Below are 23347 nucleotides of genomic sequence, written 5' to 3' on the forward strand. Positions count from 1 at the left end.
GTTTCGCTCAACGGCGACCAAATCCTTGACCGCGTTGGCTTGGCGACCAAATTAGTATTTCGCCGTTGTTCCCCCCGGCGGCGAGTTGATGCCCTTGGGGATGCCATGCAAGGCAGGAAAAGCCGTCAGGTGCGCCAGAGAGGTTTTGGGCTATGCTCTTGGCTCTGTGCCACAGACACACGCAGCCATCTTCCGATGCTGAAGCTAGGAGGAAGGTGTTTGGTTGAAAAGTAATGGCTTGTACGACTTCTGTATGCCTTTCTATCACTCGACCTTCCCAAGCGCGAGAGACATCTGGGTGCTTTTCCCAGACGACAATACATTCGGCGCTGGCGCTGGCTAAGAGGGGCGCACCTGTTTTTGTCAGTGCTTGCGACCAAGCTAGGTGGCGAATTTTACCGGGAAAGCCTCGCATAATCCAGGGGTGGGGATTGTTCCACTCTAAGACGGTGATGGTGCGATCTAGATTGCCAGAGGCGAGGTATTTGCCATCAGGCGACCAAGCGATCGCTAAACTAGCAGAATCAATCGACATCATATAGGGATCGTCGTCCCAATCTTGGGGATTCCAAATTTTCACCCCTTGATAGCCGCCAACTGTTAACCCCTGACCGTTGGGATGCCAATTAATATTTAAAACGGAAGATTCGGCAAAATCTAGAGTTGCGGCAATTTCGCGTTGATCGGCATCCCAAACTTGTACGAAGCGCCCCAAACTGAAAGCCAACAAATTACTGCTGGGACTCCAAGCCATCTGGTCAACCCAAGTGGGTGCATTTTTCAAACTTGCAATTAATTCCCCAGCATTTAATTGCCAAATATTCACCCCTCCATCTTGTCCTCCTGCTGCTAAAAATTGCCCGTCTTTAGAAAAAGCTAAACAGTCTACAGAGTTACCGTTAGCTGATTGTAAGAGGGTGGTTTCCTCACTGTGCAAAAGCATCACTTCTCCAGCGGCGGAACTTGCTGCTATTGTGCCATCGGGCGACCAAGCAACAACTGTTACGTAATCGGAGAGGGTTCCTTGCTTCGCCAATTTAAGCAGTGGTTCCTTTACGCTAGGCATCCTTGAAAGTCCTCTTTTAGTTGGGATTCGTTGAGATTGCGACCGATGAAAACGAGTTCATTTTTGCGTTCTTCGTCGGGTTTCCAGGCGCGGTCAGGGTTTCCCTCAAATAGCATATGTACGCCTTGGAATACATAACGGCGGTCTTCGCCAGCAATATTGAGAATGCCTTTCATCCGAAAGATATCTTGACCCTGAGTTTGCAATAGGTAACTTATCCAATTGTTGAGCTTTTCAAAGTTAAGTGGTTTCGATTCAACCAAAGCAATTGAATACACCGTTTCATCGTGTTCGTGGGCATCTTCATTTAAAAATTGTGGGTCAATTTCCAACGCCCGATTTAAGTCAAATGCTTTTACTCCTAAAAGTGCCTCCATATCTAGCTCGGAGTTGCGGGTGCGATAGATTTTTGCGATCGCATTCATTGAGCGAATCCGCTTTTCAAGCTCATCAAGTTGTTCTGGTGTCACCAAGTCAGTTTTGTTAAGCAAAATCACATCGGCAAAGGCAATCTGTTCCTGCGCTTCATCCGCCTCCCAGTGATTCCAGATGTGAAGAGCATCTACAACTGTCACTACAGCGTCTAACTGGACGCGATCGCGCATATCCTCATCCACAAAAAATGTTTGAATCACCGGCGCAGGATCGGCGAGTCCGGTAGTTTCAATCACCAAATGGTCAAACTTGTTCCGCCGCTTCATCAAGTTGCTGATAATCCGAATCAAGTCGCCGCGCACCGTACAGCAGATGCAGCCGTTGTTCATCTCAAAGATTTCTTCATCGGTATTGACAATCAGTTGGTTATCAATCCCGACTTCCCCGAACTCATTGACAATCACCGCCACCTTCAGCCCGTGTTCGTGAGTCAGGATGCGATTTAAGAGCGTCGTCTTCCCCGCACCCAGGTATCCGGTGAGAACGGTGACGGGAATGGTGTTTGTCGGCGCTTGTACCATGATGAATTCCTCTGGTTTTGTAATAATGATTATCATTATTACATTATGAGCGGCAACCCAGAGGAAGGGTGAGGGCGCAAAGCGGTATTGCTCGTGAAGCATTTCGCGCCTTCCTTAACAAGATATATTTTTATCTAAAATTTAACGATAATTAGAAAACAGATAAAGGAGGAAAAAACAATGACTGAAACAAAGCCTACTGCAAAAGCGCGTCGAGGTAGAATCTTTCCGGAAATCCAGTGGTCAGAAGAAAAGAAGCAAGCCAGGAAAACTGAAAGAGAAGCATTTCGTCAGCGGTGCGAGGTAATTTTTAAAAGAGTTCAGCCTGAGCTGATCGAGACTCATTACAACTGGTATATATCGGTTGAACCTGATAGTGGAGATTATTTCATTGATAAGGATGAAGAAGTTGCTACGCAGAAGGCGCAAGAAAAGCACCGGAATGCTAAGCTGTACCTTTTCCGGATTAATGAAACAGGGGTATCTGGAACGATATGATCCAGGGCAACTTGGGCGATGATGATGAGCTATTTTTTGAAATTGATTTAATTGCTACTGAAGGATTAGAACTACCAGTTGATGCTATGTTAGATACGGGTTTCTCAGCTTGGTTAGCCATTAATGACCAGGATTTAGAAGGGCTAGATTGGACTTATGTAACTAACCGAACCATGAGAACAGCACAGGGGGATACAAGTTTCGATATCTATGTGGGAAAGGTGCGGATAGATGGACAAGAGTTTGATATTCCTGTCCATGTTGGGGATGGAGTACCGGAAATTTTACTCGGTCGTCAGTGGTTAAAAACTCGGCAGTGAATTGTAGATATGCCGTCAGGGGTGTTGACGCTGGGAGCAATTTGATGAGATAAAGCGATCGCTCTAAAGTTCTAACTCCTCACTAAATTGGCGATCGCTCTATCTATAGGAAGCTGAGTCAAGGCGATCGCGCTCATTCACCCATCAAAAATTGCAAGATAGCAGCGCCTACAGCATCTGCGTACTCTTCATGTAATCCCAACGAACCGGGAAGCCTGACTGTCTGCACTCCTGGGACATTAGCCATTGCTTCCATTTCTTCCTTTGATTTCGGCGGCGCTTGTTCGCCAATGACTACCATCACTGGTAACGGTAAAGGCTGAAACCAGGCGAGAAAATCGTCTCGATGATTAACCGGATCTAAACCTCCGGTGACGAAGGCGGCGGGAGCAAAACGCGCTCCTGGTTGATGTGCTGTCTGCAACTTTTGTTCGAGTCGGGTAGGACTCAGCGAGTCAGGTTCAACATAGACATGGCGACGATACATCAAGCTAATGAAGGATTCGGTGGTGTTTAGCTTGTAGAGAGCTTGTCCTAAAATGGGCGATCGCACTACATTTCTCAGCGTTGCAAACCACCCTTGCTGTTTACCCATCATTGTCGGAAATGGCCCGCGCCAAGTGGGAGCCGCTAAAACAATCCGCGACAAAACGGGCGGTTGTTGCTGCGCTAGTTGCATCGCGTAACCAGCAGCGTGTCCAGCAGCTACGATGGCTACTGGCGTATCAAAAACATTTCTGACAAAATCTTGCAGAAATTGCTGGTATAAGGTGGGTTGGTAGTTTAAAGGTAGACGAGGCGATCGCCCAAAACCAGGCCAATCGAGGGCGACGACTTGAAACTGAGATGATAATAAATCTGCCAGTCCGCGCATTTCCGAGCGTGTGGAAACGGTGCTGAAAGCTGGCAAAAGTAATATGGGAGCTCCTTTGCCTAGAGTTTCATAAACTATCGGCAATTGTTGCCCTTCCCAAGACCAGAGATATTCCCGAACGGTTCCACCAATTCCGATAGTAGTAGGTGCAGAAATCGTTGAGGTTGACATAAGACGCAATACCTATTTTATTTACTCAAGGCAGTTTTTTAACTGCTGTTGAATTTGGGCTACATTCAAGTTACGCCCAATAAATACCAGCTGATTGCTTTTCTGAGAAGTCCACTTGTCTGTTTTCATCTCAATCCGTTTGCCACACAGTTGAAAGATGTGACGCAAACTGCTCTCCTTAAACCAGAGTAACCCTTTGGCGCGAAAAACATCATCTGGCAATTGGTCAGTTAAAAGATATTGAAATTTCTCTAAAATGAAAGGGCGATCGCTTTGGAAAGAAAATGACATGAAACCATCATTTTCTAAGTGGTGGGAATGATCGTGATGGTGATGATGGCTGGATTCTTCTTTAGCTAGATAAGATTCCGCTTGGGAAAATCCCACATCTAAAATTAATGGCAGAGGAACTTGTCCGTAGGAGGTTCGCAAAACTCTCGCCCCTACTTTCATTGTGCGGATGTATTCTTCCAATTCGTTGACTTGCGCTTCTGGAACCAAATCTGCTTTGTTTAGCAGAATGATGTCACCATAAGAAATCTGATTGAGGGCGGCATCACTTTCAAAATGCTCTGGTGTAAATGTCTCCACATCCACCAAAGTCAAGATAGAATCGAGCCTGGTTAGCTCGCGCAAATCTGTACTAATAAACGTTAAGGCAATGGGTAATGGATCGGCGATTCCGGTTGTTTCGACAATTAAGTAATCGATGCGATCGCTTCTTTCCATCACTCGATAAACTGCATCGAGCAATCCATCGTTGATGGTGCAACAAATACAGCCATTTGTTAGTTCGATCATATCTTGCTCGACGGAAATCAATAGCTGGCTATCGATATTAATATCGCCCAACTCATTAACTAAAACTGCTACCTTTAAGTCTTGACAATTATGCAAAATATGGTTAAGCAGCGTTGTTTTACCACTGCCTAAAAAGCCTGTAACGATCGTGACCGGCATTCCCCGTTTAGGAATATCCGGAATCAGGTTTTGTTTAGGTGCTGTAAGATTGTTCATTGCTCTTTCTAGATTAAGTGAGCGACTGTGCAGACATGGATTCGCACCATGCGGCGCAGTATCTCCGATGACATGGCAGGTTCTCAGAATGCCGAGATTATTTTAATAATGATAACTATTATCATAGCAGTTCGCGGGGAGTGCTTTTTAGGCAAACCCTTCTACCAATCGATTGCAGGCTATACAGGCGTAGGTTAGAGTAGCGAGCTGTGCTTACCGACAATGCGATCGCGCTTGGCGCTGTCGGTCTTAAATCACCGCAATGCAGTCAATTTCTACCAGCACATCCTTCGGGAGACGGGATACTTCTACGCAGGCACGGGCGGGGGCTGTCTCTGCGTCAAAATATTTAGCATAAACTGCGTTAACCGCAGCAAAATCATTCATATCTTTGAGAAAAACGGTGGTTTTTACCACATTTTCAAATTTAGCCCCAGCAGCAGAGAGAATCGCTTCAAGATGAGCCATCACCTGTTCTGTTTGCTTAGCTACATCGTCGGTGTAGACAATATCGCCGATTCTGGGATCGATGGCAATTTGACCGGCGACGAAGATCATCTGACCGCTGGCAGCGATCGCTTGATTATACGGTCCGACTGGTGCTGGTGCGTTCTCGGTGCGAATTACTTTGCGTGTCATGGGTATTTGTGTTGGTAACGATGCTTCTTGTTTAGCAGGTGTTGTATCGGAGGCTTCCGGTTTGTAGCGTTCTCCATCAGGCATTATCGCACCGCTAAAGTCCACATTCTGGATGTTCGCTCCATACATATTGGCATTAGTTAAGATTGCTTTCTTCAAGTTGGCTCCATCCAGATTAGCCTTTATCAAATCTGCTTTTTGGAGTGTTGCTCTCTCTAGATTTGCTCCTCGCAAACAGGTTTTTCTAAGGTTTGCCTCTCCCAGGTATACTCCAGCTAAATCCGCATCAGCGAGATTCAAGCCTGACAAATCGAGTTTATCCAGACTTACTCCCCGGAGTTTAGCTCCCTGGAGATTTGCATTTTGCAAGTTTACATTAGTTAGGTTTGCCTGAGTTAAGTTTGCTCCAGCCAAATCTGCACCTGTAAGATTTGCGCTAGTTAAGTCAGCATCACTCAAGTCAGCATCGCTGAGGTCTGTCCAACTTAGATTAAGTGAATTTCCCTGTACCCCTCTCAAGTTTGCACCTGTCAGGGATGCTCTACTGAGGCTTGCGCTATTCAAATTAGCCTTGGTCAGGGTTGCATCACTCAAGTCTGCTCCATTCAAATTTCCCTGGAATAGGCTTATTTCACTAAGGTCTGCACCTTTGAGATTTACCCCACTCAGTTGTACAGAATGAAATTTTCGTTCGCCTTTGGCGTATTTTTCTAGAAGTTCTTCAGCGTCCATTGTTGATTTAGCTTAGCAATTATCGCGCACTTGCATCAGTTTACCGCTTTGCTTCAGTGCCGCCTTGGAATTTATTCCAAGTTATAATAAGCCCTGGCGATGTTCGTAATCGCGGCTTCACAAACTAAGTCCACCTGCGCGGACTATAAGACAAATCAAAGGTTTTGAAACCCGTGAAGGCGGGTAAAGTCTCGTGTAGACGCGGTTGAAACCGCCGAGTTAAGAATGGTGCAAAATGTGAGTTTCAACAAACTTAAAGAACATGGTTGCTAGTCAGTTTTAACTGACTTTAGCTATTAGCCAGGGGTTTAAACCCCTGGCTGGCTGGCTGGCAGAGTAAATTTATTTCGCCAAAACACCGTTTAGGAAAATATCAGCCAACCCTTCTGCCATTTCTTGCATTGCTTTCGGGGAAGCATTTTCTCCCAATAGCGTGTCGTGGCTAAAACCGGCGATTGTGAACATCCCTAAGAAAACTTGGGCGACAATTCTAGGATTCATGCGGCGATAGGTGCCTCTATCCATTGCAGTTTGAAAGAAAGCTTCTGCCACATCCGTCATTTTGACAATTACTTCAGCTTGGATGCGATCGCGCAACTCTGGATGAAACTGCGCTTCTGTAAAACAAACCCGCAGCATATCCGCATTTTCACGTAGATTCATCATCCGCCGATGCATCACCTGAGCCACAGCTTTATAGCTGCCCATTTCGCTCAATTCCGTTAACAAATCCGTGAGAATTTCCACCCAGCCTTGCGTCGCCACCTCAATCAAGATCGCCTTTTTGTTAGGAAAATGACGAAACAACGTTCCTTCTGCAACCCCCGCTGTCGCGGCAAGATCGCGGGTTGTTGTCCCCTCATATCCGTGGCGGGCAAACAACCGCTGTGCTGCCTGTAAAATCCGGGTGTGGGTATCGTCTTCTGTATGAGCAACTTGCTTAGTTGCCCCTACTGTTTTCCGGTTAAAAATTCCCATATTAAGAAATAAATGAATAGATTACCACTAACACCCTAATCCAATTGTGCTATAGGCGAGTAATCAATCACCTAAACCTTCACAGATTGTTAACACCACACAATCCACGCTACAGTCAATATCTTGGAATTAGCGCTGCTTAATCTTTAGTATTGTATGAGTCAGTTTTGTCGATTCCTTTGTGTATCAATCCCAACAACAGCGCAACTGTTACGGGATTTGACCAGCCCTCAGCGGTCAAGACAGCGTCAGTGGCGAAGCATCTTAGCTTTTCTGCTGGCTATCCTGCTGGCGTGGGGTATGCAGCCCAATGTGGCATTGGCTCGTACCCAGACCCTTGAAAAGGCGGATGTGAAACCTGCCACGGCTGAATCGATTCAGCCCTACTTAGACCGCGTGATTCAGCGGGTGACAGAGTTTCGCTTAGATAATGGTCTCAAGTTTATTGTATTGGAACGGCACCAAGCGCCGGTCGTGTCGTTTTACACCTATGCCGATGTGGGGGGTGCCAACGAACCCAATGGCAAAACGGGCGTTGCTCACTTTCTAGAGCATTTAGCTTTTAAGGGAACCACGCGCATTGGCACGCAGGACTACAAGGCAGAAAAGCCGCTTTTAGACCGTTTGGACGAGTTAGCCGAACAAATTCAGGCAGCAAAAGCGGCAAAGAAACCGGCAGAAGTGACAACGTTGCAGGCAGAATTTAACAAGGTTGAAGCCGAGGCAGCGAAATATGTCAAGCAAAATGAGCTGGGTCAGATTGTCGAGCAAGCTGGAGGCGTCGGTCTAAATGCGGCGACCTCTACAGATTCCACGGTCTATTTCTACAGCTTTCCTTCTAACAAGTTAGAGCTGTGGATGTCGCTGGAGTCGGAGCGGTTTTTAGATCCGGTGTTTCGAGAATTTTACAAAGAAAAGGAAGTCATTCTGGAAGAGCGACGGCTGCGAACCGATAACTCACCCATCGGTCAAATGATTGAAGCTTTTACCGACGCAGCCTTTCAAGTGCATCCCTATAAGCGTCCAGTGATTGGCTACGACCAAGACATCCGCAATCTTACCCGCGAAGATGTGCAGAAGTTTTTTGACACTCACTACGTCCCCAGCAAGCTAACAATCGCCGTCGTTGGGGATGTTAACCCAGCCCAAGTGAAACGGCTGGCTCAAGTTTATTTTGGACGTTACAAAGCTAGAACGGCGGCACGGGAGCAATTACCGACGGAACCCAGGCAAACGAAATCGCAGGATGTTACCTTGCGGCTGCAATCCCAACCTTGGTATCTAGAAGGCTATCACCGTCCGGCGATGAATCATCCGGATCATGCGATTTATGAATTGATCGGTCGATTGTTGAGCGATGGTCGGACTTCTCGCCTCTACAAGTCTTTAGTAGAAGAGCAGCAAGTGGCTCTGAATGCGGAAGGTTTTAGTGGCTTTCCGGGAGATAAGTATCCGAATTTGATGCTGTTCTATGCGCTGACAGCTCCCGGTCATACAGTGGATGAAGTGGCAGCGTCTTTGAGCAAGGAAATAGAGCGGCTGAAGACGGAACCCGTAGCGGCGCTAGATTTGGATCGCGTGAAGACCCAAGCAAGAGCTGATTTATTGCGATCGCTCGATTCTAATATGGGCATGGCGATGTCGCTGGTGGACTATGAAGTGAAAACTGGCTCGTGGCGGAACCTGTTTAAGCAACTAGATGCGATCGCTACGGTGACACCCGCAGATATTCAGCGCGTAGCGAAAGAAACTTTCCAGCCACAAAACCGGACAATTGGGCGAATTCTCCCGAAAGAGGGCTGAGGGAAGAGGACTGAGGACTGAGGTTTAAGGACTGAGGACTGAGGGCTGAGGTCTGAGGGCTGAGGTCTGAGGTCTGAGGGCTGAGGTCTGAGGTCTGAGAGGAAGAGGAAGAAGGAAGAGGAATGAGTATGCAGTGGTTTAGGCAGAATTTGAGGAAGAAGGGCAAAGGAAAACAAAAGAAAAATTATTTTCTGTTTCTTTTGACTTTCTCCTTTTTACTTTTGACGTTTTTGATGCCAGCGGTAGCGGATACAGCGCGGCATTATACGGAGTTGAAGTTTCCGCCGTTGCCGGAAATTCAGGTACCCCCGTACACGCGCTATCAGATGGACAATGGCATGATTGTGTATCTGATGGAAAATCACGAACTTCCCCTCGTGAGTGGCACGGCGATGATTCGCACTGGCGGTCGTCTGGAACCGGAAAACGAGGTAGGTTTGGCTACGTTGGTTGGGGAAGTGATGCGGACTGGCGGAACCGCGAAGCACTCAAGCGATGAACTGAACCAATTGTTGGAACAACGAGCTGCTTCGGTAGAGAGCAGTATTGTTAGCACTGTCGGTACTGCTGACTTTACTACTCTCACTGAAGACTTGAAGGACGTATTTAGTTTGTTTGCTGAGGTGATCGAAGAGCCGATTTTTGCACCCGAAAAGCTAGATTTAGCCAAGACGCAACAGCGCGGTGAAATTGCCCGTCGGAATGACGATCCTGGTGACATTGCTTCCCGCGAATTTGAGAAATTAGTCTACGGCAACAATAGCCCCTATGCTCGCACCGTAGAATATGCAACGTTAGACAATATTTCCCGCGATGACTTAATTGGTTTCTACCAGAAATATTTTCATCCTCAGAATATGATTCTGGGCATCGTGGGGGATTTTGACAGTAAGACGATGCGTCAGATGATTCAGGAAAAGTTTGGGAACTGGAAGCCAGAAGGCAAACTGCAAAACCCGCCGATACCAGGGGCGGAACAGGCAAAGCAGGGAGGCGTGTTTCTGGTGAATCAGCCGCAGCTGACGCAGAGTAATATTGTCATGGGTCATCTGGGCGGTCAATTGAACAGTCCTGACTTTGCGGCTCTGTCAGTATTAAATGGAGTGTTAAACGGTTTTGGCGGACGGTTGTTTAACGAAGTGCGATCGCGCCAAGGTCTCGCTTACACGGTGTACGGTTATTGGGGCGCTCAATATGACTACCCAGGCGTATTCCTCGCTGGGGGACAAACTCGTTCAGATGCGACCGTACCCTTCATTAAAGGCGTCTTATCGGAAATCGAGCGCATCCGCACAAGTTCGGTGACGCCAGCAGAACTTTCTTACGCCAAAGAATCGGAACTCAATTCTTTTGTCTTTAAGTTCCAAGATCCCAGCCAAACTCTATCGCGGTTGATGCGATATGAATATTATGGCTACCCGAAGGATTTTATCTTCCGTTACCGCCGGGAGGTGGAAGCAACCACGATTGAGGATATTCAACGGGTTGCCGAAAAATATCTCCAGCCAGAAAACATTGTCACGCTGGTGGTCGGAAATGCTGCTGCGATTCAGCCGCCGCTAACCAGCATCACGCCTAATGTTACGTCGGTGGATATTACAATTCCAGGGGCATCAAAAAATAGTTAGTGCTGAGTTTAGAAGAACAAAATCAGGAGTCAGAAGCAATATTCAGATAATGAAGCGAATGCAGACTCACCGGATTTTCTCCTCTGAACAATCGCCCTAGCTCTCTGTTAGCTACGAGCGATCGCTCATCATCTTAAATTACTGTAGATGAGCGATCGCTCCTTCTGTAATATCTCTCGCTGCACTCTTGTTTGTTTGAAACGGTGTTGATTAATAACAAGCTAAATTAACGATTTGTTAGGCAAGACTACCGTTGATCTGATTCACCCTCAACAGGTGTCATTTGTTGAATTTGCTTAGTTAAATTTTCTTCCCAATGAGCGTCATTTAAGTCTATACCGATCGTGCGTCCCGCAGCTTTTGAGCGATCGATGTATACGTTAAAGGCATCAACATCTTCTCGATGAGTCAAAACATATCGACGTAACTCATCAAGGCTCATAGCATTGTAGTTAGCTGCTGTCATGGCTCGTATCCTCCAGTTGGCTTTATCTCAAAGTCCAAATTCTCTCCAGCTAGTACGTATAAATTGCCAGTACGCTCATCTAACCGGACAAGTTCAATGCTTTTATACAGCCATCCCAGGTAAATAACGTTAGTAAGTCGATAACAAAGTTTATAAAGTCCCTGAGTTTGCTGGTTTGTAGGTTCCATCTTTGTTTAGCTTAATTTACCAACTGACGATACAAAGCGTAAAGCCATGAGAAGCGATCGCATCTAAATACAGGTTAGGAAAAAAGTGCGATCGCAAGAGTCCGTAATATGTTTCGCTACACTCCTGTTTGGTTAAAGTGAAAGCTAACAGTCTAAAATTCCTTTGATAACACTCTTCAGCTCTTTGTCAGCAGGGCGTTTCTCAAACTGCTCGTGGCTATAAATCCATATAGGTTTGATTACGCATACAGTGGTACTGACTAAATACATCAATCTGATTTGTCCTGAAGCGCCCTTGGAAACCCTTAACTCCAGCTTATGAAACGTCCATCCTTCAGGTAACTGAATTTTCCCAGGTAAAGGTTCACTACGGGAATTCATGGGATACTGGTCTTCAGTTAAATCTTCCAAGGTATCCGCGACAAGCTCAATAAAATCAGCCCCATAAGCTTTTGCAAGTTTTTTGAAAGAACGCCTGAAATTTTCGGATTCTTCAATCGAGAAGGGAGTTGAGCCAGTCACGCACTTCTCCTTGGTTAATGCGAGTTGAGGATTCCGAGTTACAAGCATCCTCTAATATCTTGGACATCACAGATTCATACGCGGGGTTGTCACGCTCTATCACATCAAGCTTCTGATAACCTAACGCTTTCATATCCTCAATAAGAATCGGTTCAGTTGAACTTGCTTGACTGTGCAAACCCTTTCGAGCTTTCTTCCAAGGAAACTCCAAATGTGTCATCTCACTAAGTCGATAGGCATGGTACCCACCAAAATATCCCCACATCTCTTCTAAAAGTTTTTTCTTCTCATTAGGAATCTGCAACAAGAATGCTTTGCCTGGGATAGGTAATTGCTTAGCTTCAAATTCACTGTAAAAATTGTAAGCAGGAGGGCATACAGGGCCATATCGCCATGCTTGGATTACTTCATCAAACAATGGCTCATCGTACAATGCCAAATGTACGCTTTGTGAATAATACAGAAGCTTTTGAACCTTCATGTTGGTCATTTCAGCTTCTATACCGTCCTCGTAAGCTCTCACAATGAAATAGCGAGCCGCATTGAGACAATCGATCATAGCTCAGACCCGTAAAACGGGACAAACTTTTAATTGTAGCATTTTTATGGAAATATATATTATTATAACCGAAGCGTGCAAGTATATGGTACAAGTTTACTACTTTTTTACAAGATGACTATAGGGGAATGCACCAACTAACTACATCTTCTAGCAGAATTTAGGAGTCAGGAAATGTCTGGATTTTGATTCGTAGCTCCTGACTCCTTTGGTTAAAGCTTGCAATCCCAAGTTATAGAAGCGCAACGGTTGCACCACCTGTTTAACCGATGCTTGACCATCCTCCGACTGATGTAACCGATTGAGCCATCGTTCAGCTTTGGGCTAGTTGTCTTTTTGCACCTGTTTGATGGCTTGAAGTGCAACTGCACACCTCAAACATCGCTCGTGAAGCGCTTTTCTTGCTTCATATTGTCGAAGAACTAAACGGTTTCAGGGTGTGACAGACTACCTTCGGTTTTGGCGATCGCCTGCATCACTTCAAACACCCCAACGGGTGTGATGAGTGTATCTTTGAAGTCGCGATCGCGACTTATTTGTTTCACTTTGATTGCATCTGAGCATCTAAGGCTTTAGAGATGCGATCGCGTGTTTCTTGGAGGTGCGCTTTGGTGTATTCGTCCAAGTTCCCACTCCGGTGTCTGAGGCTGTTGTTGATGTCTTCGCGCAATTGGCGCAATTTCGACCAGGCAAGCGTCCGAGCGTCTTCTGGCACGTCCTCAGTCCGTAATACCATGCCGATCAGTATCTGCAAGTGTTCTCGCTGCAAAGCGCGACGAAAGCTGGATATTTTCACCGATTTGTTGTCTGCTGGCTGCAACTCACTCCAAATGTCACTCTGCAAGGTGTTAAATAGTTCTGGTAATGTTAGGGCTTGATTTGGCTGACTCTTCAGTTCCAGGTCGCGCAGACGGTTGAGGCGATCGCCAGATAGCACTTCTCTCAAAACAATGCTTTGCGGGAAGAAAATACTATCGTGAACGGGAAAATCAAGGCGATTAATTGCAATATCGTTGCTCCAATCCATCCAGCGCGAGGGTGCTAACTTATTGAGTAGATCCGGAGGGAAATTAAAAGCGTCTTCAGCAAAGACATACTTTTGTAATGCTGCTAACGCTTCGCGCTGCTTGGCGACTGGCACAGGTTCAAAGGGTAAGCGTCCGTTGCGGTTTCCGGGGCGATCGCGGTAGAACGATTGTCCGCCAATATATTTAGTAATCAAGAACACGTTTTGCAAATAGTGCATGAACGCGGTATTAAACCGATCGCTGACTTCGCTGTAACTTTCTCCGGTGCCGGGATAACCTTTATTGAGACGATCCCATAGCTGGCGGTCGATATCTAGTTGCGATCGCGAGTAACCAAGCGGATCGCGACTCATGTCATATTGGTTCACGGTGGGATCGAGGTCAAAGCTGTCCTCATCAGAGGCATAAGCTAATTCCGGCTGACTCGATTTTTTGGCAATCTCATCGAGAAACCGCTGTTCGGCGATGGGAATTACCCCGCCGCTGGGTTTGTAGCCATACTCAATCGCCCACTCATCATAAGCACCAACTTTGCTGGTATAGTAATCTCCTTGCTTGACGCCTTGGGGTGCCAAGTTGGGTGGCAGATAGTCCATGACGGAACTGACCATCCCCTTGGCGCGGGTGATGTCGGTGTTATTTAATTCCTCTGGTGTTAGGAGGGTACTGCCACGAAAGTTGTGTCTTAAGCCTAGAGTGTGTCCGACTTCGTGAGCAATCAGCGATCGCACAAATTGATGAATATACTCTTTCATGCGATCGCTTCTAGGACTGACATTCTGCAATAGTGACAGCGACAGCGACCCAACTGCCATCTGATTGGCAAATTGCATTCCCTCGCACCGATGGTTGTGACCATCCTGTTCTAATAACGAAGATTTTGGCTGTCCGTTGGCACCACTACGCGCCTCTACACCTTGTTTAGACGAGTGAGAAGGCAAGAAGCCACGGTTACAAAAACTGCTGTTACCCTTCTGGTTTGGTTCGATCAGGTTGCGATATTCCTGCTTGAACGAATTCACAAAGTCAGCGTCCACGATAATGTCAGCATCCAAGATTTCCCCAGTCAATGGGTTGACCCGCGACGGTCCTAATGCAAATGCGGCATCCAAAGAATTGAACCAGCGAATCGTGTTGTAGCGCACATCAGCCGGGTCCCAAGTGGGATTATCTGGCATCTGCTGCACTTCAATCGCATCCTTGAATCCCGCCTTCTCAAACGCCGCGTTCCACATCAAAACGCCCTCGCGGATGGCGTCACGGTACTCAACCGGGACAGTATTTTCAATCCAGAAAACAATTGGTTTTTTGGCTGGCGACAGGGAAGCTGTGGGATCTTGCTTTTCTAGATTCCAGCGCTGGATGTAGCGCACAAACGGATCTTTGCCACTCTTGCTGGAAAAATCCTTGTAAACCGTTGTGAAGTAGCCAACCCGTTCGTCGGCAAGGCGCGGAATATAGCCGTTGTTTTCCGGTAGCTGGGAGAGACTGTAATGTACCTTGAGGGAAAGCGCGCGACTGTCAGGCAGCGTCGGCAGGTACACCCCGTCCTCTCCACTAGGGTTGGAGAACCCGTAAATCGATTCAATCTCCATGTTTAGGGGAAAAGCTTTGGCAGCGCCGAAATAGGTTTTGTCTTCTTCTAGCTGGTAGGAAACCTCCAAAGCAGTTTTTAAATACGAACTTAATCCAGGTAAATCGCTTAGCAGCAGGTTCCCTAGATCGACGAGAATGGTTTGACGTTGCGGATGAATGCTGATAATTTTCAGGGAACTGAGAACGGAGTCAGAAAAGGCTCGTTCTAGCGATCGCTGTTCTGGATTGCCGGAACTGGTGCGGAAGTTGACGTTGCGGACGGCGAAATGCAAATTGTTGTTAACCCGGCGAAAGTAGAAAAGCATATCTTGCAGCGGCATTCCACTGTAAAGACCGCGTTCGCCAATCCCTGATTCTAAGGTTATGGTGGCAAGGTAGTTTTTATTGAGCTGTTCTGGTTTAATTTCTAGATATATTTTGCCGGTCTGTTTATTGCGGTAGAGGGTAAATAATCCCTCCAGTTTTTGAGTGTCTTTAACCGTCTCGTCGAAGGATTGAAAATCTGAATTTTCTATATTTGTATCTTTAGCTAAAACCTGAGAATTTACGACTGGTTTTTCAGCGTTCGTGATGGCGGCTTTAGCTGAAGAAACATTTCCGAGCAATAGTCCCAGGAGAAAACACACGTAAAATGGCGATCTTTTCATATTGTTATTAAACTGATTGACGGTTACTGATTCAAGTTGAAACTATGATGGTTTGGGAAGTAGAAATGCCGAATTTCGCATCTCTAAAGCTTGTTCATGGTGGCAAAAAGTCTGTACCAGATATACAAAAAACCTACCCACGCAAATTTCAAAATTCCGGATTTTCCGAATCTGCTTTGGCACGAACGATTTGTAATCTTTTGATGTCTCTTCACCAGGTACTTTATAAACATCATCTAAAAGGGACTGAAGATAGCACATAAATCCTTTGGTTTCTCTTCAACAAAACCTAGAGAGCTATTTTGCACGCTAAAGTTGAGCATCGTCTTCAACGCCATCGTTGAGTGCAGTAGCGTCTCCCTGTTTAAGATTCCCGCTTTGCAGTCTAAAAATACTATGCGCCAGCCAAAAAACCAAAAAAGTTTATATTTAATAGCGGATGGCTGTTTCACCTGGATTTGACCTCTCCCTAACCCTCCCCTACAAGGCTACGGTGTACACACAAGTCTTCTTAAACTTGCAAGTCCCGTTTTGATCCCCCTTGCATCCCCCTTAAAAAGGGGGACTTTGACTTTATTTCCCCCCTTTTTAAGGGGGGTAGGGGGGATCAATCAACGTTTTGCCACTTAACCAAAGATGTGTGTACACCGTAGCTTGCAAGGAGAGGGGTAAATTTCTCCCCCTTCCCGGAATCGGGAAGGGGGAAGGGGGTTAGGTTTTCTCTTTAAAGTTGCACCATTTATAGTTGATCGTGGATTCATTTCGATTCCATCTGGGCGTTTAAGGCTTTGTTAATGCGATCGCGTGTTTCGAGAAGGTGCGCTTTGGTGTAGGTGTCGAGGTTCTTCTGCTTCGACGCACTATCCAACGATTTCCGCAGTTGGCGCAGTTCGTACCATGCTAGGGTTCGGGCATCTTCCGGTACCGATTCAGTCCGCAACACCATTCCCAGCATGATTTCCAGATGTTCGCGTTGCAAGGAACGGCGGAGGCTGGAAATATTCGCGGGTTTGCGATCAGATTGCTGCACCTCTGTCCAGATGCTATTTTGCAGAGTGTCGAAGAGTTCCGGTAGCGTCAGCGCTTCCCCTGGTTTCGTCTTCAGTTCAATGTCGCGCAGACGATTTAGGCGATCTTCTGATAGAAGCGATCGCAATATGCGACTTTGCTGCAACAGTAGGTTTTCATGAATCGGATAATCTAGTCGGAAAATCGGGATCGGATTTCCCCAGTGTCTCCAGCGCGACGGTGCTAACTGATTCAGCAATTGCGGCGGAAAATCAAAAGCGTCTGCTGCAAAAACATACTTTTCTAGTTTTGTCAATGCGTCGCGCTGTTTTTCCAGGGGCACGGGTTCAAACGGCAAACGCCCATTGGGATCTCCGGCGTGGTTGCGGCTAAATGACTGTCCACCAATGTATTGGCTCATCAAATTAGCATTACTGAAGTAGTAACTTAGTATCGTGTTAAACAACAGGCGCATTTCTTCATAGCTATCACCTTGCAACGGGTAACGCTTATCCAAACGCCCCCACATCATTCGGGCGTTGTCCATCTGCGACTGCGAGTAGCGCAGCACATCCCCACTCAAATCCCAAAGACTGGCACCCGGATCGAGATCCAAGATGTCTTCATCCGTGGCATAGGCGTATTCTGATTGAGGCGATTTGGAGGCAATTTGCTCTAAAAATCGCTTCTCGGTCACAGAATTCGTTGCCTCACTCGGTTTATAACCGTACTCAATCGCCCATTTGTCGTAAGGGCCAACAATGGCTGGATAATAGTCTCCTTGCTTCACGCCTTGGGGTGCCAAGTTGACGGGAACGTAATCCATCACCGAACTCACCATTCCTTTGAGGCGCGTGATGTCGGTGTTGTTCAATTCTTCCGGCTTTAGGAGAGTGCTACCGTGGAAGTTGTGTCGCAACCCTAAAGTATGTCCAATTTCGTGGGCAATCAGGTGGCGGATATATTGATGCACAAATTCTTTCATTTCGTTGCTGCTAGGCAAGACATTGTGAACCAGCGATAATGCGATCGCGCCCATCGCTGATTGAGTGGCAGCTTCCATGCCGTAGCAGAGATCGTGGTCTTGTAGGAGTTGCGAGAAATCTGGGGTAGATGATTGAGGTCCCTCTGTTCCTCTCCCCAATCCGTTGCAGAGATTGCGATTCTCCGCAATTTGGGAAAATAACCCGGTTCCCGACGACTCGCTTGACTCGACGAGGGTGCGATATCTCTGCTTGAGCGATCGCACCATGTTGGCATCTACAATGATGTCGGCGTCTAAGATTTCGCCAGTCAGCGGATTGACTCGCGATGGCCCTCTAGCAGAATATCCATCTAAAGAATTGATCCAGCGAATCGTGTTGTAGCGAACATCTGCGGGACTCCAGGTGGCATTATCCGGCATTTGCCGCACTTCAATGGCGTCCTTAAATCCCGCCTTCTCAAAGGCTTTGTTCCACATCAGAACGCCTTCGCGGATGGCGTCGCGGTATTCAACCGGGACAGAATTCTCAATCCAGAAGACAATTGGTTTCTTGGGTGGTGATAGGGATGCTTTCGGATCTTGTTTTTCTAAGTGCCAGCGATGAATATAACGAACAAAAGGTTCTCTGCGGTTGTCGCTAGAGAAGTCCTTGTAGGCGGTGATAAAGTAGCCAATGCGGTCGTCAGCGAGACGCGGAATATAGCCGTTGTTTTCCGGTAGCTGGGATAAACTGTAATGTACCTTCAAGCTGAGTGCCCTGCTATCAGGTAAAGTCGCTAAATTTGCGTCCTGGCTACTCGTAGACGAGAAGCCGTAAATTGAGGAAATTTCTATATTGAAGGGGAAGGCTTTGGCAGTGTCGAAATACGACTTGCTGCTGTCGAGGCGGTAGGAAGTATCCAAAAACGTTTTTAACATTGAAGTTAACCCAGGCAAATCGGTGAGTAGCAAGTCACCCATATCGATAAGTAGGGTTTTGCGTTGCGGATGAGTCGCTTTGATGTCTAGCGAGTAGAGGACGGAATCGCTAAACGCCCGGTTGAGCGATCGCTCTTGCGGCTCACCAGAGCGCGTGCGAAAGTTAACATTGCGAACCACAAAGTGTAAATTTTCGTTCACGCGACGAAAATAAAACAGGAAATCACTCAGGGGAACTCCGCTGTAAATACCGCGTTCTCCAATCCCCGATTCCATCGTCACGGTGCCGAGAAAGTTTTTATTTAGCTGTTCTGGCTTGATTTCCAGATATATTTTGCCTGTCTTCTTGTTGCGGTAGAGGGTAAACAACCCTTCCACCTTCTCCGTATTTTTAACGATTTCATCAAACCCAGACTTTTTAGTTACTTTACCCGCCTCTGCCATCTGAAGCGCTGCCTGGTTGGTATCTTTCAGCAACCCCAGTATCGGTTGTAGCGGCACCGTACTGCCTTCCCCATACTGTTTTTTGGCATCTTTGACCATCCAGGCAAAAGGCTGTTGTTCTGGCTGATTTTGGCTGTTTTTGATGACCCATACGTAAGAATACGGAGACGTGAAATCAGCAGCAGGAATTTCTGATGCTGATACCCATTCACTTTTTTGAGGTAACGTATTTGATTTCCTCTTATCAAGAGGAATCTGTGGCAATTTATTCGTAAAATGGTCTGACTTCTGGCTTCCTGATAGCTGCTGACTCTTGGTAACAGCAGCTTTGGGCGATTGCATCTGTTGGCGATCGCCTAACCTTTCCACCGCTTTTAGAGGCACCAGGGGCTGCGCTGCTACCTGTAGCTCTATCCCTAACAGCACTCCTTGTAGAACAAATAGATAGAACGGCAATTTTTTCATTTTGTCCAACATCCGATGACAATTTCTACTTCATCAAATCTTTAAAAACTATTTCAGTAGATTTACTGGAACTTTACACTAAATTAAGAAAACTGGAATTACGATACTTACGTACAAAGTTTCTATCTGTGTTTTCGGCTAGAGTGCAGTAAAAACTTTTTTCGCCAGTCTTTTCAGCGTAACCCAAATGCTTGTTAAATGGATGTCTCCATTTAACAAACAGACTGTTTATCGTTATTAAAAACAGTCTAGATTAAATTGTTCTTTTGTTAGTTCATTGCTTCGATCTGCAACTTTAAGCAGGTCAAAATTCTCATTTCAAAAATTGTAGCGACATAGGAAAATAAGGTTTTTATGATAACCAAACAACGTCCCAGCCTACGCTTCTTGCTGTTCGCAACGCCTTTGATGGCTGGTTTTGCATTCGTTGCTGCGCCTGGTTGGGCTGCAACTCTAGCCAAGTCTGAGGCAACAGTAGAACTGAATAAATTTAGTCACACGCCTGTGGAGGTTGAGGCTTTTACTGAGGCTTTGACTGAGATATTTACGACAAGTAGTAAAGTGACTACCGATGCTGATGCCTTTGCAGAATTTACAGCCGATCCCTCACCTAAAAAAACCTCTGCTTTCAATTCATCTTTAAGTCAAATCGAGGGTGAAGGTGAGAGCTATTTTGGATAGTTAAAAAGCGTAGCTGGAGTTATTGGTTATAACTTTCTAGTAAATGTAGGCTGAAGGGGCGACGAAATAAGCTGAAAAGCTGGATGAATAAAGATTGTAGCGATTTGTGGTAAAAAACGATCCCATTTCATATTTTTACCGCTACACTTAAGCTTCTCTTCGCCCCCCAATTGAGCGGGCGGTTGGGGGAATCAAATGTGTAGCATCACCTAGGGAAATTGGGATAACGAAAAGTATTAGGATACTGCCGTTAAAAGTGCGTCATCACCCCGTAGATTGCCCAAATTGCCATTGCTCGCAGGTAATGACTGGCGCGAAAAGTACCGGCTGCGGTGATAGCTTCCGGGGTTCGGAATTGCAACCCATTGTCATAAATTTGCTGCACCACAGCTTCCGTCATCTGGAAGGCTTCCTCTTTCATTCCCATCTGGATCATGAATGCCGCCAGCCCAAAGTTAATGCCAGTCCAAACTTCCAGCGGATGAGTTGCGTCGGGATTTGCCGGTGTCCCATCGGGTTTGACGCCATTAACGGCACCGATAATGGTTGCAGGTTGGGAAGTTGGGAGGTGCCGATTGAAATTCAAGAAGCAGGAATTATAGACAGTTTTTAAAGCAGATTGGGCACACTCAAACGGCACGAGATCGGGTAATTTTAATAAACGAGCGTAGAACTGACCGCATAGCTGATCTGCCATCACGATATCAGAGCCGCTTTCGCTATCGAGCCGGTAGTATTGACCGTTCCAGAGTTGTTCTTGATACACCTGTCGGGATTGTTTTAGCCAGGTTTGGTAATTGGTAATCGGTAATTGATAATCAGGGGTATTTTCTTCGGAATTGAACTCAGACTTGTGTAAGATTTCACCAATGGCGATCGCTGCCTCCAATGCCGCAATCCACAAGCCGCCGCAGTAGGCGCTAACCCCCCGCAACTGCCAATCATCAAACGTTTGATCGGGCGCACCCGAATTTTCGGGAATTCCATCCCCATCGATATCAAATTGCTTGACATAGGCAAGCGTCTTCACAATCGGCAACCAGCACTCGCGCAAAAATTCGATATCTGTGGAACCTGTTAAGACAAAATCTCGATAAACCTGCAACACAAAGTCACAGGGTAAATCTTTCCAGAGGTTGCAATCTTGATAGCTAGTGTAGTTCGTTTTCTCCCACGGATGCTCGTTGGGGGCACCCAAATCGTGGGGCGTCGCATCGGCGGCTTTGCGAATCGCTGCGGCTTGGTTATAGCCGATAATGCGGGGCGTCTCGTCGTGGGTGGAAATCGCCCGTGCATAAGCTTCTAGCACCGCTTTGTCCAGTTTAGGCCAGAGCATCATCAAAGCAAATGAGCCGTAAAGTCGCACGTCCAGACTTTCGTACCAGCGATAGTCCAAGCACTCTAGGACGCCAAATTGCCCCACGGGGTCATCTTCCGAAGCTGCTGTCCAGAGGGTGCCGCCGTCGCAAAGTAAGTACAGCTCATTAAACAGCGCCATTTTGAACCAATTGGGCAAGTCTTGACGCTGCAAAATCGGCTGTTGCCACTCCCGAATCGCATCCTTCCACATATCATCTTGCTTGAGTGCGGTGCGAACCATCGACCAGGCATTTTTGCCGTTTCGACCAAAGAAATCGGTGTAGCGGCGGTAGTATTGAGTGCCCAGAGAATTTGGTTTCTCCGCACTCTGTGGGAATTCCATAACTGGAAAATCCCAGCAGACGATGAAGGGAATTTGGCGAGTTCTCCCAGGTTTCAGAGTAAACCGGACAGCGATCGCGCAACTGATTTGTTCTCCCGGTGATGCCGGAGTTTCATCTTCTCGATCTGGCAACGAACCATTACAAGCGAATAAATCCCAAATATCTGAGCCATCCCCAATCGGATTCCAACGACCGTGATAGAAGACTTCTAAACTAGGATTAGTGACAGTTGCGATCGCCCACTGTCCTTCCCCCTCTCCGACTTCATCGTGCAGCCTCACCCGATCTAGCAGACACCCCACTCGGTGGAAGTCCACAATCCACTGATTTAAATTTCCGGTACTGTCCCCCCATCGCGGCTGGTATTCGTAAACCGGACTGCCATCATCCCGCACCCGCACTTCCGGAGATTGAATCGCATTCGTAAACCAACCCACGACATTCTGCCACGTCAGCATGATACTAATCACGATCGGCTTATCGGTAGGATTGTGGGCAGTCCAGTGAAAGATCGCTGTCGGATAAGAGCTTTCTTGATAGTTACCCGCCCAAATGGGGGAGAATTGCTCGCACGTCAACTGAGACTGAAACACCCCTTCATAGACAAACCAGCTGCGGGGATACAGCGCATGATAGGTTCCAGTGCTGCCTGCTGAGTCCGATTTCTCTGCACTTTTTGATTGACTCGGATACCACAACCACCGGGATAAAGTCCCATCCTCAGGCGGTTCTGTACAAAGCGCGTAAGCTTGCGCGGGTGAGTCTTCTGGCTGCTCGAAGACGCTGAACTGGCAAGCAGGCAGACTCCGGAAGACGTGTTCTCCGCCATCCAAATGCCACAAGTTAAAGTCGCCACGCGAGGAACGACCGATGCACCCAGATCCAAAGCCGCCCAAGGGCATCCCGTGCCAGGGGCCATCGTCGAGATTACTAGCGTAGCGAACTGTGTAGGGTTTGTCCCAGCCGAGACCAATGGGACGGCTCCAAGTGCAATCGGGAATTTCGGGGCGAGGGCGTTGATAGATCATGCCTTGATTTTACGGTCTTTCGTTCGTTCGGTTACCCAAATTTTGTCAGCTCCTCCCTAGCTCCCCGATAAATTGGAGGGCTAAGAAGTCTATATGCTGCAAACAAAAAACAAAATGTATTAGCATTGCACATTTAGCATTGCACATTACGTAGTCTTACTTAATTTTGAAAATGCTTCTTGTAGTTTTCTCCTAAAAAATACTGAACTTAATCTATTTTTTACATACAGATATATATAATCAGGTGTATAGAGCAATATTAAGAAATCGCAGTATAAGTTTATTTTTTAGGAACTTTTTTATTATTCCTTTAACTCTAAGAGATGGAAAACTTCACTGAATTTTTATAGATTCTTTATCATTTTCAATGCTTAGTTTTATGCCTAAAGGAGGATGATAAGAATATATTCAATTTAAACTAGCAGAG

20 protein-coding genes are annotated in these 23347 nt (G+C 46.6%); 6 read left to right on the forward strand and 14 right to left on the reverse strand.

All coding sequences use genetic code 11. From position 1 onward, the window contains the following. Window positions 1-7: 7 nt before the first annotated feature. The gene (locus AC2VDX_RS18340; protein ID WP_378184333.1) at window positions 8-1066 is read right to left on the reverse strand and encodes a WD40 repeat domain-containing protein; all 1059 of its coding nucleotides are present in this window, start codon (window positions 1064-1066) and stop codon (window positions 8-10) included. Further along, a complete protein-coding gene (locus AC2VDX_RS18345; RefSeq protein WP_378184372.1) occupies window positions 1054-2022 on the reverse strand; it encodes a CobW family GTP-binding protein in 969 nt (322 codons plus the stop codon). The genes AC2VDX_RS18340 and AC2VDX_RS18345 overlap by 13 nt, the downstream gene beginning before the upstream one ends. A 180-nt stretch (window positions 2023-2202) precedes the next feature. Between AC2VDX_RS18345 and AC2VDX_RS18350 the strand changes: the two genes are divergently transcribed. Both AC2VDX_RS18350 and AC2VDX_RS18355 read left to right on the forward strand, forming a co-directional pair. Further along, window positions 2203-2520, forward strand: a complete 318-nt coding sequence (locus AC2VDX_RS18350) for a hypothetical protein (RefSeq protein ID WP_378184335.1) — start codon at window positions 2203-2205, stop codon at window positions 2518-2520. Then, a complete protein-coding gene (locus AC2VDX_RS18355; RefSeq protein ID WP_378184337.1) occupies window positions 2517-2840 on the forward strand; it encodes an aspartyl protease in 324 nt (107 codons plus the stop codon). The genes AC2VDX_RS18350 and AC2VDX_RS18355 overlap by 4 nt, the downstream gene beginning before the upstream one ends. Window positions 2841-2973: 133 nt before the next feature. Here AC2VDX_RS18355 and AC2VDX_RS18360 read toward each other — a convergent pair whose 3' ends face one another. From AC2VDX_RS18360 to AC2VDX_RS18375, 4 genes are all read right to left on the reverse strand, one after another. Continuing rightward, window positions 2974-3885, reverse strand: coding sequence for an alpha/beta fold hydrolase (locus tag AC2VDX_RS18360; RefSeq protein ID WP_378184339.1), 912 nt, complete (start codon window positions 3883-3885; stop codon window positions 2974-2976). A gap of 21 nt (window positions 3886-3906) precedes the next feature. Then, window positions 3907-4902, reverse strand: a complete 996-nt coding sequence (locus AC2VDX_RS18365) for a CobW family GTP-binding protein (RefSeq protein WP_378184341.1) — start codon at window positions 4900-4902, stop codon at window positions 3907-3909. A gap of 249 nt (window positions 4903-5151) precedes the next feature. After that, window positions 5152-6273, reverse strand: coding sequence for a Rid family detoxifying hydrolase (locus AC2VDX_RS18370; RefSeq protein WP_378184343.1), 1122 nt, complete (start codon window positions 6271-6273; stop codon window positions 5152-5154). Between the two features lie 342 nt (window positions 6274-6615). Continuing rightward, window positions 6616-7251 carry a TetR/AcrR family transcriptional regulator gene (locus AC2VDX_RS18375; protein ID WP_378184345.1) on the reverse strand — a complete coding sequence of 212 codons (636 nt, stop codon included), beginning with the start codon at window positions 7249-7251 and terminating at the stop codon, window positions 6616-6618. A 156-nt stretch (window positions 7252-7407) separates the two neighbouring features. Between AC2VDX_RS18375 and AC2VDX_RS18380 the strand changes: the two genes are divergently transcribed. Continuing rightward, window positions 7408-9054: a M16 family metallopeptidase gene (locus AC2VDX_RS18380; protein ID WP_378184347.1), complete on the forward strand. Its 1647-nt coding sequence runs from the start codon at window positions 7408-7410 to the stop codon at window positions 9052-9054. Between the two features lie 122 nt (window positions 9055-9176). After that, window positions 9177-10682, forward strand: a complete 1506-nt coding sequence (locus AC2VDX_RS18385) for a M16 family metallopeptidase (RefSeq protein ID WP_378184349.1) — start codon at window positions 9177-9179, stop codon at window positions 10680-10682. 247 nt (window positions 10683-10929) lie between these two features. Here the strand turns inward: AC2VDX_RS18385 and AC2VDX_RS18390 are convergent, their stop codons facing one another. The 6 genes from AC2VDX_RS18390 to AC2VDX_RS18415 all read right to left on the reverse strand — a co-directional run bounded on the left by AC2VDX_RS18390 (window position 10930) and on the right by AC2VDX_RS18415 (window position 15688). Continuing rightward, a complete protein-coding gene (locus AC2VDX_RS18390; RefSeq protein ID WP_378184351.1) occupies window positions 10930-11148 on the reverse strand; it encodes a DUF6887 family protein in 219 nt (72 codons plus the stop codon). Then, complete coding sequence (locus tag AC2VDX_RS18395) at window positions 11145-11336, reverse strand: DUF6888 family protein (RefSeq protein ID WP_378184353.1); 192 nt, start codon at window positions 11334-11336, stop codon at window positions 11145-11147. Before AC2VDX_RS18395 ends, AC2VDX_RS18390 begins: the two co-directional genes overlap by 4 nt. 144 nt (window positions 11337-11480) lie before the next feature. Continuing rightward, on the reverse strand, window positions 11481-11858 hold the full coding sequence (locus AC2VDX_RS18400; RefSeq protein WP_378184354.1) for a hypothetical protein: 378 nt from the start codon (window positions 11856-11858) through the stop codon (window positions 11481-11483). Continuing rightward, window positions 11830-12417 carry a Panacea domain-containing protein gene (locus AC2VDX_RS18405; protein WP_378184355.1) on the reverse strand — a complete coding sequence of 196 codons (588 nt, stop codon included), beginning with the start codon at window positions 12415-12417 and terminating at the stop codon, window positions 11830-11832. The genes AC2VDX_RS18400 and AC2VDX_RS18405 overlap by 29 nt, the downstream gene beginning before the upstream one ends. A 422-nt stretch (window positions 12418-12839) precedes the next feature. Continuing rightward, entirely contained in the window at window positions 12840-12962 is a 123-nt protein-coding gene (locus AC2VDX_RS18410) for a hypothetical protein (protein WP_378184356.1), read from the reverse strand. Continuing rightward, window positions 12959-15688, reverse strand: a complete 2730-nt coding sequence (locus AC2VDX_RS18415) for a zinc-dependent metalloprotease (protein ID WP_378184357.1) — start codon at window positions 15686-15688, stop codon at window positions 12959-12961. The genes AC2VDX_RS18410 and AC2VDX_RS18415 overlap by 4 nt, the downstream gene beginning before the upstream one ends. A 44-nt stretch (window positions 15689-15732) precedes the next feature. Between AC2VDX_RS18415 and AC2VDX_RS18420 the strand changes: the two genes are divergently transcribed. Then, entirely contained in the window at window positions 15733-15951 is a 219-nt protein-coding gene (locus AC2VDX_RS18420; RefSeq protein WP_486928219.1) for a hypothetical protein, read from the forward strand. A gap of 494 nt (window positions 15952-16445) precedes the next feature. On the opposite strand, the gene AC2VDX_RS18425 is transcribed toward AC2VDX_RS18420, so the two are convergent. Further along, on the reverse strand, window positions 16446-19508 hold the full coding sequence (locus tag AC2VDX_RS18425) for a zinc-dependent metalloprotease (RefSeq protein ID WP_378184358.1): 3063 nt from the start codon (window positions 19506-19508) through the stop codon (window positions 16446-16448). A gap of 354 nt (window positions 19509-19862) precedes the next feature. On the opposite strand from AC2VDX_RS18425, the gene AC2VDX_RS18430 reads away from it, so the two are divergent. Beyond that, window positions 19863-20189: a hypothetical protein gene (locus AC2VDX_RS18430; protein WP_378184359.1), complete on the forward strand. Its 327-nt coding sequence runs from the start codon at window positions 19863-19865 to the stop codon at window positions 20187-20189. Between the two features lie 250 nt (window positions 20190-20439). On the opposite strand, the gene AC2VDX_RS18435 is transcribed toward AC2VDX_RS18430, so the two are convergent. Then, entirely contained in the window at window positions 20440-22920 is a 2481-nt protein-coding gene (locus AC2VDX_RS18435; RefSeq protein WP_378184360.1) for a GH116 family glycosyl hydrolase, read from the reverse strand. Window positions 22921-23347 lie beyond the last annotated feature (427 nt).

The sequence above is a fragment of the Coleofasciculus sp. H7-1 genome, from assembly GCF_057473865.1.